The organism is Kothea flammea (assembly GCF_052161645.1).
Classification (GTDB): domain Bacteria; phylum Planctomycetota; class Planctomycetia; order Pirellulales; family Pirellulaceae; genus Laterigemmans.
The window spans coordinates 682,416-698,782 of record NZ_CP197414.1; the positions used below are offsets into that span (position 1 = coordinate 682,416).

The 16,367-nt window shown below is 57.5% G+C and carries 15 protein-coding genes; 8 read left to right on the forward strand and 7 right to left on the reverse strand.

Features of this window, described 5'->3' with window-relative positions:
- Positions 1 to 132: 132 nt before the first annotated feature.
- Positions 133 to 990 (forward strand): metalloprotease, encoded by an 858-nt coding sequence (locus tag SH139x_RS02295; protein ID WP_488353671.1) that lies wholly within the window; start codon positions 133 to 135, stop codon positions 988 to 990.
- A 256-nt stretch (positions 991 to 1,246) separates the two neighbouring features.
- A complete protein-coding gene (locus SH139x_RS02300; RefSeq protein WP_488356169.1) occupies positions 1,247 to 1,537 on the forward strand; it encodes a hypothetical protein in 291 nt (96 codons plus the stop codon).
- Between the two features lie 134 nt (positions 1,538 to 1,671).
- Here SH139x_RS02300 and SH139x_RS02305 read toward each other — a convergent pair whose 3' ends face one another.
- From SH139x_RS02305 to SH139x_RS02320, 4 genes are all read right to left on the reverse strand, one after another.
- Positions 1,672 to 2,745, reverse strand: coding sequence for an Mrp/NBP35 family ATP-binding protein (locus tag SH139x_RS02305; protein WP_488353672.1), 1,074 nt, complete (start codon positions 2,743 to 2,745; stop codon positions 1,672 to 1,674).
- A 106-nt stretch (positions 2,746 to 2,851) separates the two neighbouring features.
- On the reverse strand, positions 2,852 to 3,292 hold the full coding sequence (locus SH139x_RS02310; RefSeq protein ID WP_488353673.1) for a hypothetical protein: 441 nt from the start codon (positions 3,290 to 3,292) through the stop codon (positions 2,852 to 2,854).
- Positions 3,277 to 4,776, reverse strand: a complete 1,500-nt coding sequence (locus SH139x_RS02315) for an AAA-type ATPase lid domain-containing protein (protein ID WP_488353674.1) — start codon at positions 4,774 to 4,776, stop codon at positions 3,277 to 3,279. Before SH139x_RS02315 ends, SH139x_RS02310 begins: the two co-directional genes overlap by 16 nt.
- A gap of 24 nt (positions 4,777 to 4,800) precedes the next feature.
- On the reverse strand, positions 4,801 to 5,082 hold the full coding sequence (locus tag SH139x_RS02320; RefSeq protein ID WP_488356145.1) for a calmodulin-binding protein: 282 nt from the start codon (positions 5,080 to 5,082) through the stop codon (positions 4,801 to 4,803).
- A gap of 261 nt (positions 5,083 to 5,343) precedes the next feature.
- Between SH139x_RS02320 and SH139x_RS02325 the strand changes: the two genes are divergently transcribed.
- Positions 5,344 to 6,960 carry a S1C family serine protease gene (locus tag SH139x_RS02325; protein ID WP_488353675.1) on the forward strand — a complete coding sequence of 539 codons (1,617 nt, stop codon included), beginning with the start codon at positions 5,344 to 5,346 and terminating at the stop codon, positions 6,958 to 6,960.
- A 179-nt stretch (positions 6,961 to 7,139) separates the two neighbouring features.
- The gene (gene alaS, locus SH139x_RS02330) at positions 7,140 to 9,983 is read left to right on the forward strand and encodes an alanine--tRNA ligase (RefSeq protein WP_488353676.1); all 2,844 of its coding nucleotides are present in this window, start codon (positions 7,140 to 7,142) and stop codon (positions 9,981 to 9,983) included.
- On the opposite strand, the gene tpx is transcribed toward alaS, so the two are convergent.
- The 3 genes from tpx to SH139x_RS02345 form a co-directional block, all read right to left on the reverse strand.
- Positions 9,980 to 10,498 (reverse strand): thiol peroxidase, encoded by a 519-nt coding sequence (gene tpx / locus SH139x_RS02335; RefSeq protein WP_488353677.1) that lies wholly within the window; start codon positions 10,496 to 10,498, stop codon positions 9,980 to 9,982. The two genes, alaS and tpx, sit on opposite strands and share 4 nt — an antisense overlap.
- 57 nt (positions 10,499 to 10,555) lie before the next feature.
- Positions 10,556 to 10,807, reverse strand: coding sequence for a BON domain-containing protein (locus SH139x_RS02340; RefSeq protein WP_488353678.1), 252 nt, complete (start codon positions 10,805 to 10,807; stop codon positions 10,556 to 10,558).
- A gap of 113 nt (positions 10,808 to 10,920) precedes the next feature.
- Positions 10,921 to 12,306 carry a M48 family metalloprotease gene (locus tag SH139x_RS02345; RefSeq protein WP_488353679.1) on the reverse strand — a complete coding sequence of 462 codons (1,386 nt, stop codon included), beginning with the start codon at positions 12,304 to 12,306 and terminating at the stop codon, positions 10,921 to 10,923.
- A gap of 236 nt (positions 12,307 to 12,542) precedes the next feature.
- Here SH139x_RS02345 and SH139x_RS02350 point away from each other — a divergent pair, with 236 nt between their 5' ends.
- From SH139x_RS02350 to SH139x_RS02365, 4 genes are all read left to right on the forward strand, one after another.
- Positions 12,543 to 13,850, forward strand: coding sequence for an AI-2E family transporter (locus SH139x_RS02350; protein ID WP_488353680.1), 1,308 nt, complete (start codon positions 12,543 to 12,545; stop codon positions 13,848 to 13,850).
- A gap of 51 nt (positions 13,851 to 13,901) precedes the next feature.
- Entirely contained in the window at positions 13,902 to 14,120 is a 219-nt protein-coding gene (locus SH139x_RS02355; protein ID WP_488353681.1) for a hypothetical protein, read from the forward strand.
- Positions 14,121 to 14,163: 43 nt separating this feature from the next.
- Positions 14,164 to 14,799, forward strand: coding sequence for a PEP-CTERM sorting domain-containing protein (locus SH139x_RS02360; protein WP_488353682.1), 636 nt, complete (start codon positions 14,164 to 14,166; stop codon positions 14,797 to 14,799).
- 304 nt (positions 14,800 to 15,103) lie between these two features.
- Entirely contained in the window at positions 15,104 to 16,363 is a 1,260-nt protein-coding gene (locus tag SH139x_RS02365; protein WP_488353683.1) for an efflux RND transporter periplasmic adaptor subunit, read from the forward strand.
- Positions 16,364 to 16,367: the final 4 nt, after the last annotated feature.

Consider the following 16,367-nt stretch of genomic DNA (forward strand, 5'->3'; position numbering starts at 1 on the left):
GTCTCGTTGCTTGATTTTGCAACCCATTTTTTTCCGACGGCGGCTTCGCGATGGCGAAGTCGCCGTTATTTTTTAGAGACACTGGTTGTTCCTGTCCGCAGTGAACGCCCTTTTCACCGTTGAGGACGCGAGATGTTGTTGAGTGAACCGCCGGAATCGGCCTACGATCTGCGATTTAACCTGTTTGGCTTTCCGATTCGCGTGACATGGACCTTTTGGTTGGCGGGATTGATCTTCGGCTACAACGGCGCGTTGTTTGTCGACACGTTGTTTTTTGAAGTCAGTTCGGGCGTGCTGCCGTGGTTAGTGATGTGGTGCGCGATCATGTTTCTTTCGATCCTGGTGCACGAGCTGGGGCATGCTGTGGCGTTTCGCATGTGCGGGCTGCAGGCTTCTGTGGTGCTGTATCATTTTGGTGGACTCGCCGTGCCGTCGAGTCGTTTTGTAGCGGGCGGTTTCGGGGCTGGCGGTGGCCTGCGGCGGAGCAGCAGTCAGTTGAGTTCGAATGAGCAAATATTCATCTCGGCTGCCGGGCCGGCCGCGCAGTTGATCTTGGCGTTGCTGGTGATCGTGGTTGTTCGCGGCGTTGGATATGATTTGGCGGGCGGGCCGCCGGACGATTTTCAGTTTGGCGGCAGAGTAATTTCTTTTGTGCCATCGTTTTTGGAATGGGTACCCGGGATCCATGGAGGCGAGGTCATCCGCGATGCCGGGTTGTTTGCCGCGGTCGACTTTTTGTTGTTCGTCAACATCTGGTGGGCGATTCTGAATTTGTTGCCCGTGTGGCCACTTGATGGCGGGCAAATTACTCGTGAAATCGTTTATAAATTGGGCGGCGGGCTAGCCAATGCGGCAGCGATTAGCTTGGTGACTGCGATCGTGATTGCGGTCTGGTTTTACTCACGCGAACAGATCTTTGCCGCTCTGTTGTTCGCTTCTTTGGCCGTTACGAACTACCAAATGATGAACGCTTCGGGCAATTGGCGTTGAAGTCCGCTAGCAAATTCAAAAAAAGTTTCTTTCTAGGGCAAGTTTTGGTGGAAAACATGTTGCGAAATTGACAGCATTTCGTACAGTTACGCACCAGTATGTAGTTGATTGCAGTCGTCAATCCCAAATTGCTCACGAAGAGTGCTGGTTTGGTGACGGTAATCTGACTGATTCTGACGGGCGTGGCCGGTGTTGTTGGTGACCTTCTGATCCAACGCACAACGACCGTCGAACACTCTCGAGCGCGGAGGAAAACGTGGCCAAAAAGAAAGCTGCACCTAAGAAGACCGCTAAGAAAGCGGCTTCGAAAAAGGCTGTAAAGAAGTCTGTAAAGAAGGCGGCTCCAAAGAAGACGGCTAAGAAGGCGTCCTCGAAGAAGAGTGCCAAGAAAAAAGCGTCGGTTAAGAAGGCCGCCGTGAAGAAGACCGCGACAAAGAAGGCTGCAACGAAGAAGGCTGCAACGAAGAAGGCTGCCAAGAAAAAAGCTGCAACCAAAAAGGTCGCAAAGAAGTCAGCCAAGAAGAAGGCTACTCGCAAGAAGGCGTAGTGCCGAGTGTCTCGCGCGGCCTTTGGTCGCCAAGATTGACGCAGATTTCTGCGAGTTGAAAACACCGCTTCGCCAGCCACGGCTCCGAAGCGGTGTTTTTTAATTGTCTTGTTTCGCTCCCTGAAAGCAGGCACTTACAAGGTGGGCAATTGAGCCGTTGGTTTGCTTGACGCCGACCGCATTGCCAAATGGCTGACCAAGTTCCGCGTGATTGCTTCGAAGGGAGCTCGGTCGGCGTCGTTCTCCATCGCTTCAGCCAGTTTGCCGGCATCTCCCGCTTCGCGTAAACGAATGTTGATCGGCAGACCTCCCAGGAAGGGAACTTGCATTTCTTCGGCGCGCTGGCGAGCTCCTCCCGCGCCAAAAATGTCGTACTGTTTGTGACAATCAGGGCAAACAAAGCCGCTCATGTTTTCCACCATTCCCGCCAGTGGAATGTCGACTTTGCGGAACATGCTGATCGCTTTGACTGCGTCCAGCAAGGCGACTTCTTGAGGCGTGCAGACGACCACGGCGCCCGCAATTGGCACAGCTTGGGAGAGTGTCAAAGCGACGTCGCCGGTGCCCGGTGGCATATCGATGATCAAGTAATCGAGTTCACCCCAATCGGTATCGCGAAGGAACTGAGTGATCGAACCGTGCAGCATCGGGCCTCGCCAAATCACCGCCTGGTCGGGCTCGACTAAGAAACCCATCGACATGACCGGCATGTTGCCCAAGCGAATGGGTTGAATGCGTTTCTCAGCCGAGACTGCGGGGCGGCCTTCGAGCCCCAGCAGATGCGGAATGCTGGGGCCGTAGACGTCAGCATCCATCAAGCCCACGCGAGCTCCGAATCGTCGCAGCACCACGGCGATCGAGGCGGCCACGGTGCTCTTGCCAACGCCCCCTTTGCCGGAGCCCACCAAGATCACGCTGCGTGCCCTCAGTCCGACTTGGCCCAACCGCGGCACCGTTCGCGTGACTGGCTCAATCGTGACCGTTGTCTGCGTGCCGGGAAAGTTGGCGGCCACGTGATCGATCGTGCGCTGCTGCAGGTCCGCCGCGATCGGCAAGGAGTGCGTGGAGAGCCGCAGCGTGATGGCCGCTTGGTTGTCGTTGACTTCCAGCGTCCCCAACCCATCCACTTGCGGTAGCGGTCGACCCGTTTCCGGATCGCGAATGGCGGCCAGGCATTGGCGAAGTGATTCAACAGTGAGGGCGGACATCCAGCAAGCTCGTGATTACGCGGTGAAGTGATCAGTTGGAGGCAAAATTACCTCCGCTTCACAGTAGGCGAATCTGCTTGAGAATCCAAGTGTGCAGCCAGCCGAGTCAGCTTGGTTTGCCAACTTGCGATGCTTGATAACGCCGCACCAGTCGCCAGCCAACCCCCATCTGTTCGGGGGCCGTGAGGACAAAGGCGGCGCCCAATTGGCGGCCTAAAATTTCCAGCTCCAACTGCTGCTCGGCCGTCGCTGGCAACTCAGCGGGAAAAGCCAGAAATTGCAGCGGGGCGGTCGCTTGGCGGGCCAGCAAGCGAATCGACCGCACGACTTCCGAGAGTTCTCGCTGGGGCTTCCCAGGTGGCTTCCCCGTTGGTAGCTCCCAGAATATGACCAGCGGGCGGACTTGACTCGCCAAGGCGCGGATTTCACCCACCGTGGCGGAACGCACGAGGAACGTGTCGTCCCGCAGCCACGCGTCGATCGTCCGCCGCCAGCGATCGCCCGCTTCGTAGATCAGCAGCGGCGTGCCGGTTAGCTGGGTGGCCACGTGATCCCCAGCTGTTCAATGCGGCGAAGCAACCGTTGACGGCTGATTTCTAACAGCCTGGCCGCGGCAGCTCGGTTCCCGGCGGTTTTTTCTAAGGCCCGCAAGATAAATTCTCGCTCGGCCGTTTCCAGTGCAGCGACCAAGGGCAAGACCCGCGGGGCGGGCGAGCCGGATTCGCTCTGCGCCGCTGTCGGACTGCCAAAGGTGCGGATTGCCAGCGGCAAGTGCTCCACGCGAATCGTGCCACCGCGGCACTGGCGAGCCGCTCCGCGAATGGCCCCGTCCAGCTCGCGAAAGTCGTCGGGCCAAGGATACAGAACCAAACGATCGAGCGCGTCGCGACCCAACTGACTGGCGGCTGTCTCTCCCGCTTGCTGACGGCGTTGCAGCAAGTTGGTGGCGATCAGCGGAATGTCCTCGCCGCGGAGGTTCAGCGATGGGACGGTGATGCTGAGGGCGGTCAGTTCGGCTGCTAAGTTGGGTAGCAGATGGCCGACTAAACCGTTGATCGGCAGGCTGCTGGTGGCGAACACGCGGAGCCGTTGGGGATGGTTGTGGATTAACAGCTCAAGCCGGCCCTGCGCGTCGGCCGGCATCTGCTCGATCTGTTCAATGAGTAGGGCTGCCGAGAGTGGGGCCGCTGCTGTGGACTCAGCATTGAGCAGCCGGGCCACGATTCCGCCCGTCGTGGCGTCGAACAACTCGGCGTCCATCAGCGGGCCGGCGACTCGTATCAATTCGGTCCTGGGGACAACGCTCGACTTGAGCTCGATTAAATTGGCGATCGCTTCGGTCCCGCTGCCAGCATGTCCGCAGAGCAGCACGTGGCTGGAGGTTTCGGCGGCCGCTGCAATTTGTAACCGCAGTCGTCTCGCCCACACGGATGTGCCGAGCACCATCGAGGCGTGCTCCCGTCGCGGGTCCTCGGCCAACTGTTTGCTGAGTAAATTGATCAGCTCGGTTGCCTGCGGGGAGCGAAAGAGCTCCTTAGCGGCCAAGTCGTGGCCAATCGCCAACACGGCCGTGGAGCGAGCTTCCACGGGGTTGGCATCATTGGTCGACGCAAAATCATCGGTTGCCGCGAAGATTGGCAGAAAAGTGACTTGTCGCGGCTGGGGACGTTGGAACTGCGGGTCTGCCGCCGGGGGGTGCACCTCAGCGATCAACATGGATCGGGGTGCCTGGGTAGGTGGGCCCAGAGCGCGGGCTAAGGCATCGAGCGGGTGCTGAGATTGCACCCGCGTGGAGCGGCCTAGCAGCGAACGTGGAGCGACGCCCAACCACTGGCCGCAAGAAGCTGATAGAAATGCTAACGAACCGTCAGCGGCAATCGCCCAAATCGGAACCGGAGAGGCGAAAAGTTTGGCCAATGGCCTTACGCTCGTTGCTCGCTTTCGAAATTCGGTACCGCTTTTGCTCTGTTGCGACTCAGCGGCACCGGCAGATGACCCTGCCGGTTCAAAGATTGGTTCAGATTCGGACATCAAAGTCCCATGGTCAGCTGCGGCCTAAAAGACGTCCAGCTGGAAATGGTGGCCATAGTGAAAGCGGCGGCTGGATGGATAATAGTTGTGCCACTTTTTGTTGTACACAGGAATCCGCATTTCGGTTGGATAGCGGTGGTACATGCTATCGCTGCTGCGATAATACTCTTGACCCCAAAAGTTTTGCGGGTAATACACGTAGGGATAGTGATAAAAGCGATTCCAGTCGCGATTATCGGTGCCGCCCCACGATTGCCCGTAGGCACGCTGGTCAGCTTTGGCGCTGGTTGCAAAACCAACGATCATGACCGCTAACAGCGCGGCGCTCAGTAATCGACGAAACATGTGCGGTTTCCCCCCGGTCAAATGTTTTATTGGTAATCGCGATGGCATCAATCCGCGGAACGGACAACGAGACGAATCGCGATAACCCATCCATCGGCAGGTTCCGAATAACCGGTTCAACAAAAAGAAGTGGACGAACCGGGAAAGCCGGAATTACCGGTTTCGGTTATGATGGGGCGCGGCACACGGTGCGGGTTCCTGTTCATCCAAAAGGTTATCCAGATGCGTTTATTCCCGGTGATTCGCTGGCTTCCAGTGGTTTGCCTTCCAGTGGTTTGCCTTCCAGTGGTTTGCTTTTCAGGGATCTGCGTCGCGGTCGCGATGTTGCCGAAGGTCGCCGGAGCTCAAGGAATCAGCGCGACCGAGCAGGCTGCCGAGGCGCCCGCCGCTGCAAATTTAGACGCTGCAAAGCCTGACGCTGCGGCCAGTGCCTTGATGTTGGCCGCTCAGCAGACCGTCGAGGGGGCAATTGCCAAGGCCGCGCCAAGCGTCGTGGCGATCGCTCGCGTCCGCCGCGGCAGTCAGTCGGCCGCCGCTCAAGCGTTTAATTTGCCAGGTTTTGACCCCCGTGGTGGCGGTTTATGGCAAGGCGACGTCGTGCCGACCGAGTTCGGTTCCGGGGTGATCATCAGCGAGGATGGTGACATTTTGACTTGCTACCACGTCATTGATGACCCCCAGCAAAACGACTACTACGTCTGGTATCAGGGCGGCCAGGTGGGGCAAGCGGCCGAGGTGGCGCGGACCACGGCGGAAGTTCGCGCGGGTGATCCCTGGACCGATTTGGCGGTGATCCGGATCGAAGCGGAGAATTTGCCTGCGATGCCGATGGGTGATGCCGCTCAGCTCCGCCGCGGCAGCTTTGTGGTATCACTCGGAAATCCTTACGCGACTGCTCGCGATGGCCAAGCCAGTGCCAGCTGGGGGATCGTGGCTAACTTGCAACGGCGTGCTCCGCCCAGCCGCGAAAGTCTCAGCGAACTGAGCCCCCCCGAGTCACTTCCCGAGTTTGGGACGTTGATCCAAACCGATGCCCGCTTGAACGTCGGCAGCAGTGGCGGCGCGTTGATAAATTTGCGGGGCGAAATGGTGGGGCTGACCACTTCGCTGGCGGCTGTCAGCGGCTACGAACAGGGGGCCGGCTACGCGATCCCCATCGATCAGCCCACGCTCGCCACGATCGCACAGTTGCAAGCAGGCCGCTCGCCCACGTTCGGGTTTCTCGGTGTCGAACCAATCAGCGTCCCAGGTGGCGGCGGAGCAATCGTGAGGCGGGTTGTTCCCGGTATGGCAGCCGAAAATGCTGGCCTCCGCGCCGGCGACGTGATTGTGCGGGTCGATCAAGTCCAAATCGCCAACGCCGAAGACCTGTTCCGTGAAATGAGTCGCCGGCCAGCAGATGCCACGGTCAGCATGTGGGTCCGCGCCAGTAGCAATCCCGCACCACGCGAAATCACCGTGCGGCTGGGTAAAAAACGCTTGGCGCTCTCCCGCCCAGGGTTTAGCCAAGTCGAAGAGCCAAGCTGGCGAGGGATGTCAGTCGATTTTGCCAGCGCGCTGCCTCCCGATCGACTGATGCAAACCAACGTCGCTCGCCGCGGTGACGCCGCTGTGGTGCGCGTTGATCCCGATTCACCAGCCTGGCGGGCCGGGGCCAGGCCAGGCAACATGATCTTGCGAGCTGCCGGTCAACTCGTCCAGCGTCCCGATGACTTTTATCAAGCAGTCGAAAACGAAAAGGGTGTCGTTGAATTAACGCTCGCCGGTCGCTTCGGAGCAATGGAACAAATAAAAGTTCCTCCCCCAGCGGCAGGGAACACACCCGCTGAACAGGATTGATAGGGATTAGGGCAGGGCTTTTACAGGCTGGAAGCCTATTCCACTTGCTTTTACAGGCTGGAAGCCTATTCCACGTTGCTAGGCTCTTACTGAAAACCACCCTTAGGCGTTATTATCGATAGGGGTGGCGCGATTTCCACTTAATCCTGCCTTGAATCCACTTACCGAATTCGATTGCGATGAAGACGGACGAACTCCGCGAAAAATATCTCCAGTTCTTTACTTCGAAGGGCTGCACCCGTCAGGCCAGTGACGTGCTGGTGCCGACTTGGGATCCCTCCGTGCTGTTCACTCCCGCCGGAATGAATCAGTTCAAGGACCATTTCTTGGGTAAAGTCAAACTTGATTTTACGCGGGCGACGACTTGCCAAAAATGCTTGCGTACCGGAGATATCGAGAACGTCGGCCGCACCGCGTACCACCACACGTTCTTCGAAATGCTGGGGAATTTCAGCTTCGGTGACTACTTCAAACGCGAAGCCATCCACTGGGCCTGGGAATTTCTCACGGAGAAAAAATGGTTGGGGATCGATCCCGCTCGCCTAAGCGTGACTGTCTATCTCGACGACGACGAAGCCTACAATATTTGGCACGATGAAATAAAAATTCCCTCCTCGCGGATCGCTCGCATGGAGGAGGATGAAAACTTCTGGCCAGCCAGCGCGCCCAGCCAAGGTCCCGATGGTGTTTGTGGTCCCTGCAGCGAAATCTATTATCAGTGCGATGACGGCAAAAGTGTCGAAATTTGGAACTTAGTTTTCACACAATTTAATCGCGTCGGTGAGCCGCCCGATAATTTGCGGCCACTGCCGAAAAAGAACATCGATACCGGCATGGGGCTGGAGCGTACGGCCAGCGTGCTGCAAGGCGTGCCGACGAATTTTCACATCGACATCCTAATGCCGATCGTGCAAGCGGCTGCCGATGTGGTGGGTGTGAAATACGACTACGCCAGCGACAACGGACGCCGCCTGCGACGCATCACCGATCACGTTCGGGCTGGCACCTTTGCCGTCCATGAAAATGTGTATCCAGGTCCCGACAAAGCCAAATATGTGATCCGTCGGTTGCTCCGCCGAGCCGTCCTCGACGGTCATCAAATGGGCCTCCGTGATCCCTTCCTCTACCAAATCGTGCCAGCCGTGGTTGACGCCATGCGGAGCGCTTACCCGGAGCTCGGCGAAACAACCGAACGCGTCGCCAGCGTGATTCGCAAAGAGGAAGAAGCCTTTTTTGGCACCTTGGATTCGGCCCTCTCCCGGATCGATCACATGTTTTCCAAAATGCAGTCCGAGTCGCGAGTAATGGTCGACGGCCATGAAGCGGCCGATCTCTACAAGACTAACGGCGTTCCACCCGAACTGCTGCGGACGATGGCAGCAGAACACAACCTCACCTTTGACTGGGATGGTTTTAACGAAGCGATGGAGCGACACGCCGTTGATAGCGGCGCTGGGCAACGTGAGTTATTCCAGACCGGGCCGCTGGAAACTCTCAAAGAAGCACTCCGCGAGACCGCCTTTGTCGGTTACGAAGCGACTTCGGCTGAGGCTACGATCAAAGGGATCATCACCGGTCAATCGGAAGACGACGAGCGGTTAATTGGCCACATCGAAGCGGGCGGTTCCGATCAACTGCTGCGAGTCGTGCTCGATAAAACACCGTTCTATGCCGAGAGCGGCGGTCAAGTTGCCGATCATGGTCAAATCGAGGGCGAAGGCTTTGTCTTCAAAGTACTCGATGTGCAAAAACACGCCGGCTTGATCGTCCACTTTGGTCGCATGATCAGCGGCAAGATGCATGAAGGGGCCGACGTCACAGCGAGTGTCGATTGCCAGCGCCGCGATGCCATTCGCCGCGCCCACTCGGCAACGCATATTCTCCATTACGCTTTGCAGTTGCATGTCGGTCGCCACGCCCAACAACAGGGTAGCAAAGTCGAAGCGGATGCTTTTCGATTTGACTTTACGAATCAAGAATCTCTCGACGAAGCGACCGTGGCGGCCATCCAGGCTGACGTGATCAAGCAGATCGAAGCAAACGAACCAATCAACTGGCAAAACGTTTCCCTGGCTGATGCGCGGGTCGCCGGGGCGATGATGCTGTTCGGGGAAAAATATCCCGATCCCGTGCGGATGGTTTCGATGGGCCAGTTCAGCCGCGAGTTGTGCGGCGGCACCCACCTCGATGCCACGGGCGACATCGGTCAATTCGAAGTGGTCGCTGAGGAAAGTGTTTCCAGCAACACGCGGCGTATCGTAGCGCTGACAGGGCGTCGTGCCGAAGAGCATCGGCAGGAAATTGAAGCCACGCTCAGTCAAGCCGCTGCGTCCTTGGATGTGCCTTCGGCGGCCGTGGTTGAAGGGGTAAAGAGCTTGATGGAGTCGGTCAGGCGAGCCAAGAAAGCGCTCGCCACCGGTGGCCAAGCGGCGGCCGAGGAAGCGAAGGCCAAATCGACCGCGGCCAGTCAACCGGGCGAGCTCAGCTACATCGATAAACGTCGACTTGTGCGAGATGCCGCGCGGCTGCTCAATGTTGCCCCCAGCGATATCGTGCCGCGGATCGAATCACTTCAACAAGATTCTGTTTCGCTGCAAGAACAGTTATCGCAATTAACCGCTGGCGGCGAACTGACGGCCAGCGAGATGCTGGCCGAGGCCGAAGCTGTCGGGCCAGCTCTGCTGATCGTTCGCAGCGTCGCTGGAGCGAATGCCAACTTGCTGCGACAGTGGATTGACCAGCTGCGGAAAAAGAGTGATCAACCGGTAGCCGTGCTGTTGGCAACTCCCAGTGGCGACGACAAGGTGACGTTGGTGGCCGGGCTCAGCAAAACGCTGGTGCAATCGGGTATCAAAGCTGGCGATTGGGTCGGAGCGGCTGCCAGTCTCGTCGGTGGTGGCGGAGGTGGTCGCCCCGATTTGGCGCAAGCTGGCGGCAAGCAACCTGAGAAATTGCCTGCCGCCTTGGAAGCCGCCGCCGAGAACATGCGTGAACAGCTCGGCAAACTCGCTGAAAAGACTTAGAGCAGCTCTTGCAGGGCGGCAATCGCTTCGTCGTAGTTAGGTTCCTCGGCAACTTCGGGGACCTGCTGGTAGTAAGCGACCTTGCCGTCAGCGTCGAGCACGATGACCGCGCGGGACAACAATTTCAGCTCGTCAATCGTGAGCCCATAGTCTTCACCAAAGCGATGGTCTTGATAGTCGCTCGCGGTTCGCATGTTGGTGATCCCTTCGGCGCCGCAGAAACGGGCCTGTGCGAAGGGCAGGTCGCGGCTGACGGTGACCGCGTTGATCTGGTCATCCATCTCGCTGAGCGTTTGATTGAAGATCCTGGTTTGAGTCGCACAGGTGGGCGTGTCCAAGCTGGGGACCACCGACAAGATCGAAGGCTTGCCCTTTAAATCGCCAAGGGTCAACTTTTGCAGACCGTTGTCCGCGTAGATCAAGGTGAAATCGGGGGCCGGTTGACCGACCTGGAGTGCTTCTCCCACGAGAGTCATGGGATTGCCCTTGAAGGTAATGGCGCCGTTGCGTGACATGCTATGGATGCTCCTGAGCGGTGATGCTGGGGATTCCAACCCAGCGTGTGAAAACCGCTAGTATGTCGCACTCTGTTGGTGCTGTGCAGGGGCGTTGGTGCGAACTCGCAATTGATTGTCAATGCGAGCCAGGCCGGCTACCTCGCGGACCGCTTCCTGCGCCATCTGCTTTAGGAAGAAACTATCGACCGCCCCTTCCAAAATCACGCAGTCGTCGGCGTGGCGGGAGGCAATCAAAGAAGATCGTAAATGAGGATGCGCGCGGAGTGCTGTATCGACGCGTCGCATGACTTCGCTGTTGTCAATCATGGAACTCGACCGGGAGGAAAGTCGCTGGGGGAGGGAACGGGACTCTTCGCCCGTCGGCGACAAAGCCCCTCTTAATGTTCACTCGAACCCAAGCCGTCAGCCGCAGCAGTCGATTATTGAAACTTTTCGGTTTCGTCCACATGCAGTGGTAGATATGTGCCGGGCTTGCCGGTTATCCGCTGCGCTTGATTAATAGCGGTTACCGCCGGGGCGATGTCCGTGCCCCAGTTCTGGTTCTCGCCAGCGAGCGAAGGTTCCGCAGGTATGTCTGGGGCACAGCGCCGCAGCGCCCGGCAGCGGTCGTCAATGCTGGGGTGCAGCCAAGTGGCTTTGCGAGCCGCCGGTTGATCGGCTGTCACGGCTAAGAGGGCCTGTGCTAAGGTCTCGCCCGCGTCGACTGCCGTGGCGGGTACGCCGGGCACTTTCCCGCTGATGGCAACCGCTAGTTTTACCGCTACCGCGTCCGCATCCAACTCGGTGCGGTAAGCTACCCACCGCAACGTAACCAACGACATCGCTAACCCGGCGGCGATCCCAATCATATCCGCATAGGCAAAGTGCTCAAACAACATCGTGATCCCGGAAGCGACCAACCATACCGGCAAGAGTACAAACAGCCGGAGAGGTAAATGGAAACGCCGCACGTGAGCCAACTCGTGCAGCACCACCATGGCCGTCTGGGCTGGGGTCAGTCGCCACAGTAAAGCGTCAGAGAGTAACAGCCGGCGAAAGCCTGGTAGGAAGCCAGCCACCATGGCCGTGCAAAACGATCCACCTGTCTCCCAACGCAAGATCTTCAGGCCGCGAACTCTCGTGGCGGTCAGCAATTGCTGACACCAATCGGCCAAGCGAGGATCTTCGATCGGATGGAGTTTCCAAATTTTGCCCAAGATCATCGGCAACAGCAGAGGCAGAGCAATCAGTGCGCACAGCCCGCCGACCATCGCACCGCTGGCTGGATCAATCCCTAAAGCGAACTGACAAATGTCAACTAAAGTCAACAGCACCAACACCGGGACCACCAGCCACGCCGCCTGCATGCGAAACATGTTGATCAGGTACTGCAGCCAACGCGTGTCGATCTGGCGTGGATGTGTCGCTGCATCAAATCGCAATTCACAAAACCACGACCAGGCGGTAGCCAACAGAGCGGGTGACAACAGTAGCAAGGAACGCAGCGCGACCGATTGGTCGATCAACGGCAGCTGGTCTAACAATCCAGCCAGCCCAAATCCGACTAACATTAGCGTGCTGATCGCCAACCCCAACCAACGCATGAGGTCCATCTGCACGCCAAACGCGACCGCCGCCGCTCCGTAGCCGACATCCCCGGACAGCACTTGTCGCGATGCCGAGCGGGCTGCCAAGCGGGCCAGCAACGCCCAGCCCACGAAGACTCCCAAGCTGGCCATGACGGCTCGCAGCACGGGGACATCTCGGGCCGGCAGCGAATCACTGGCGAGGGCCGAGATTACCAACAGGAACCAATAAAGTGGCATACGCAAGTCGGGTGAGAGCCGAAACAAATAAGCAAATAGCGAGAAAGTGGACTTATTCGATGAACAGTCGCGGCACGTCAAACATGTGGCGAGCGAGGCCCTAGAATAGTCAAGCGTCCGAGGATCACGGGGGCTCACAAACGCGGAAACAAATAACTAACCGGGCAATCCGCTGCGGTTACACCCATTATCGCGATCGCTCCGATATTTTCACCTGAACAAAAGGACCGTAACTCATGAGCGTTGTTGGCTCCACCAATCCTCAGCCTCACCAGAAAATTCAGACGGTTTGCCTGATGGTGTTGGCGGCTGCGGCAATTATCTACTTGGTCTATTGGCTGCGCCCCGTGCTGGTGCCCCTGGTCGTCGCCTGGTTTGTGGTTAGTGGGTTGCGGCCGATTCTGATCACGCTCGAGCAGTCGCTCGGTGTGAACCGCGTGATCGCCGCGGGGATCACTTTTCTGACCGGCATGTTTATGTTGGTGCTGTTCGGACTTGCGTTGTGGGCTTCGGTGATCGATTTGTCTCAAAACGCGGATGCATACCGTCAACGTGTGCTCGAAATCGTTCAAAAAGTGGAAGATTCCTTCCCTGACCAATGGGCGGCGACTTTTTTGAACAAGGGCCTGTTGATCGACGGCAGTAGTCCAGCGAAAGACCAACCAGATTTGAAAGCTCCGCTCGATTTGACTGCGGAGCAACCCGCGGATCCCGATCCGGCTGGCTTGGCAGCGGAGCCGTCTGAGCTTGCCGAGGCTGAAACAAGCGGTGAGACGACGGCACGGGGGTCGCTTGCTGGAGTGGCTCCGCCGCCAGTACTACCTCCGGCGTCGGGACTGGGGGGCGCGATTGGCAAATCACGGGCGGGACGTTTCCTGGATTCGATTTTGCGGGATGGAATTTCGGTCATCTCTCAAGCGTTGCTGGGATTGTTTTCGAGCAGCGTGATTGTGCTGATTTATGTATTTTTTCTGTTAATCGGTTCGCCTGATAAATCGTCCAACGCGACGTTGAACCAGATCGATTTTCAGGTGCGATCTTATTTGTCTTTGAAGACCGGCATCTCTTTGGTGACCGGTTTCGCTTTCGGTATGACGCTGTGGTTGTTCGGCGTGCCGATGGCGTTAACGTTTGGTGTGTTGGCCTTCTTGCTGAACTTCATTCCCAACGTGGGGCCATTGTTAGCCACGATTCTGCCCCTGCCCTTAGTCGTGCTGCATCCGCAGGCCGGTCTTGGTTGGATGGCTGCCGTGATGGTTACCGCCAGTGCCATACAGTTAATCAGCGGTAACGTGATTGAGCCGAAGCTGATGGGTGATTCCTCGGATCTGCATCCCGTCACGATTCTCTTGGCGCTGATGTTTTGGGGAATCATGTGGGGCACGATTGGGATGTTTTTGGCAACACCAATCACGGCTGGAATTAAGCTTGTGCTGCAGCGGCTCGATGCCACCAGGCCGCTAGCCGACTTGATGGCCGGACGCCTTGCCAGCTCTGTAAACGCAGCCAGTTCAGCCGACTCAGCAGGGACCGAACCGGCTTGATTTCACGCTCTTCTGCGACACCGATGCAGACGAGCCGCGAGTTCCTTTTGATTGCCAGCCAGCGATTTTCCAAAGAAAAAAAATATTTTTGCAAATTCGCACCCTCTTTTCAACGCTTGGCTTAAATGGATGCATGGCGGAGTGTTTCGTCAGCGCAATGAAGCGACATTTGCAAACTGGTTTATAGAACATGACAAACAGCTTTGGTTGGCAGGCAGCATGGGGTGCGCGCGGCGTGGTGGGCATGATGCTGCTTTTACTCGCTTCTGAATCACAGGCCGAATTGATTGGAGCTGGCGAAACTCGATAGAGAGTGCGTCCGATCCAAGATTTGATTTTGGCTCCGAATACCGCCTTCAATCCAACAGATGACGAGATTTACATCGCCGATGTCGAGGGGATCGGTTTCAATACGTTCGATCGCTTGGCCCAAGTCGGAACTGAGATTCAACTGATCAATGGGCGTTTCACCGGAACCGGCTTTAACGCGGCTTTGGGTAACTTTACGTTGACCACGGGCGGCCCTGAATTTGATCCGATGACCATGCTGTTGACTAATGTTCAGCAGGATGACACCGATCCCGGTTTTCCATCGGGAGACCCGTCGAGTCTTAGTTTTGCTGAGGTACGTTACACGGTGGTGAACTACGGCGTCAGGCTGGACGATTTGGGAGTGGACCTCGAAGTTCGCGATCCGTTTAGCTTTGTGGGGACATTTGATGGTCTTCCCCCCTCCAAAGGTAATATGATTGCCGACGAATTTTTCGGAGACAACGATCGGTTGGCTGTTTATATTGCGGGTACGAATGACGTTATCGGCTGGAGTGCCAACCGTCGCTTGCTCTCTGCAGTGCCAGAACCCTCGTCGTTAGCGTTTCTTGCTGTCGCCACCGTGACTGGTGCCTGCCGCTGGAGACGTCGCTCGCGAAAGCCAGCTTCCATCACATAGCAGCTTGGCTCAGCTTTCTAGGTTGAGCTCCGCTGGACTCTTATTCCAGCAGCTTGGGCGTGCATTCTTCAACATGCCTCGTAAAGTCTGCGGCAGCGAGCCACGTGTGACAATGCTTGTGTCCGCATGGCCGACGCGAGCCGGTCGCTAGACCTGGCCACCGCCGAGGCGAAATACCTCTGGCGGGCCGGTGTGTCTGGACATTCATCGCGGGTTGGCTATGCTCTTTTTGCCCCAGTGCCCTACTCGTTCATTTGGGCTGCTCGTTCATTTGGGCATCGGCTCACCTCGCATGGTTTTACGGATGTGTGTATCTAGTCTGCGAACTGCCCAGCTGTTGATGCTATTGCTGGCATTGCTCGGTTGTTCCGCTGAATCGAATGAGTACGTCGAGCCGCCGCCGCCGCAAGTCACGATTGCTACGCCCGTTTTGGGTAAGCCGGCTGATTTTCTCGAAGAGAATGGCATCATCGAAGCCAATGCGGTCGTTGAAGTGCGTGCACGGGTTGCCGGTTTTATTGAAGAGGTGAGCTTTCAGCCTGGCCAAGAGGTGAAAGCGGGTGATGTGTTATATCGCATCGAAGATGACCTGTACGTTGCCACCGAAAAATTAGCGACCGCGGCGGTCGCTCAGGCCAGGGCGGCGATCGCGACGGCGGAAGCGGCCGTCAGTGACGCGGAGGCAACGCTGAGGAAAGCCACTAGCGAGCTGGATCGTCAGCAAAAGTTGTACGACCAAAAGGCCGGTTCTGAGCAGGCGTTGCAAGCAGCCGTCGCTGCTCAGGAATCGGCTGCCGCAGCGGTCAGTTCGGCGACGGCCAGCGTGGCGGCTGCGAAGGCGCTACTGCAAGGAGCGGAAGCCGAATTGGACCGGGCGAAACTGGATGTTGCCTACACAACCGTCACTGCGCCAATCGATGGGTTTGTGACGAAAACGGCTGTGAAGGAGCAGAATTTGGTCGAGCAGGGCACACCTCTGGCGACGGTGATTGACCAGTCACAAGTTTTCATAAACTTCAGCGTTAGCGATCGAACGTTGCTCGAATTCACTCAAGATCGTGTTGCCAGCAGCCAGTCGGCCAAGTTGACTCGAGAGGAGTGGTCGAAATTTGAGGTCACCGCGAAACGCGAAGTCGACGGGGACTTTATTTTTGAAGGACAAATTGACTACGTTGATCAGGCGGGTGTCGATGTTGCTACCGGGACGCTGGGATTACGGGCTGCATTCCAGAATCCAACTGGCGAATTAGTGCCTGGTTTGTTTGTCAAAGTCCGTGTGACTCGGCCAGGGCAAGAGAATGGCGAAGCGTGGCTACTGCCCGAGTTGGCGATCAGTCGCGATCAGCTTGGCACCTTCGTGCTGACCGTCAATGACCAAGGGAACGTGGAACGGACTCTCGTTACTGTCGGCAGGCGAGTTGATGGTTGGGCGGTGATCCAGACGGGCCTGACCGAGCGGTCGCAGGTCATCATCGAAGGTTTGCAGAGAGCCCGTCCGGGATTGCCGGTGGAGACGGAAAGCAAACCGCTGGAGAACATTCCCGAAATTCTATCGGCCAATTAAAAGC

Coding starts and splice junctions, on each gene's coding strand:
- alaS (WP_488353676.1), top strand. CDS start 7,140: ATGAAGACGGACGAACTCCGCGAAAAATATCTCCAGTTCTTTACTTCG.
- SH139x_RS02345 (WP_488353679.1), bottom strand. CDS start 12,306: ATGCCACTTTATTGGTTCCTGTTGGTAATCTCGGCCCTCGCCAGTGAT.
- SH139x_RS02295 (WP_488353671.1), top strand. CDS start 133: ATGTTGTTGAGTGAACCGCCGGAATCGGCCTACGATCTGCGATTTAAC.
- SH139x_RS02325 (WP_488353675.1), top strand. CDS start 5,344: ATGCGTTTATTCCCGGTGATTCGCTGGCTTCCAGTGGTTTGCCTTCCA.
- SH139x_RS02365 (WP_488353683.1), top strand. CDS start 15,104: ATGTGTGTATCTAGTCTGCGAACTGCCCAGCTGTTGATGCTATTGCTG.
- tpx (WP_488353677.1), bottom strand. CDS start 10,498: ATGTCACGCAACGGCGCCATTACCTTCAAGGGCAATCCCATGACTCTC.
- SH139x_RS02320 (WP_488356145.1), bottom strand. CDS start 5,082: ATGATCGTTGGTTTTGCAACCAGCGCCAAAGCTGACCAGCGTGCCTAC.
- SH139x_RS02350 (WP_488353680.1), top strand. CDS start 12,543: ATGAGCGTTGTTGGCTCCACCAATCCTCAGCCTCACCAGAAAATTCAG.
- SH139x_RS02305 (WP_488353672.1), bottom strand. CDS start 2,745: ATGTCCGCCCTCACTGTTGAATCACTTCGCCAATGCCTGGCCGCCATT.
- SH139x_RS02315 (WP_488353674.1), bottom strand. CDS start 4,776: ATGTCCGAATCTGAACCAATCTTTGAACCGGCAGGGTCATCTGCCGGT.
- SH139x_RS02340 (WP_488353678.1), bottom strand. CDS start 10,807: ATGATTGACAACAGCGAAGTCATGCGACGCGTCGATACAGCACTCCGC.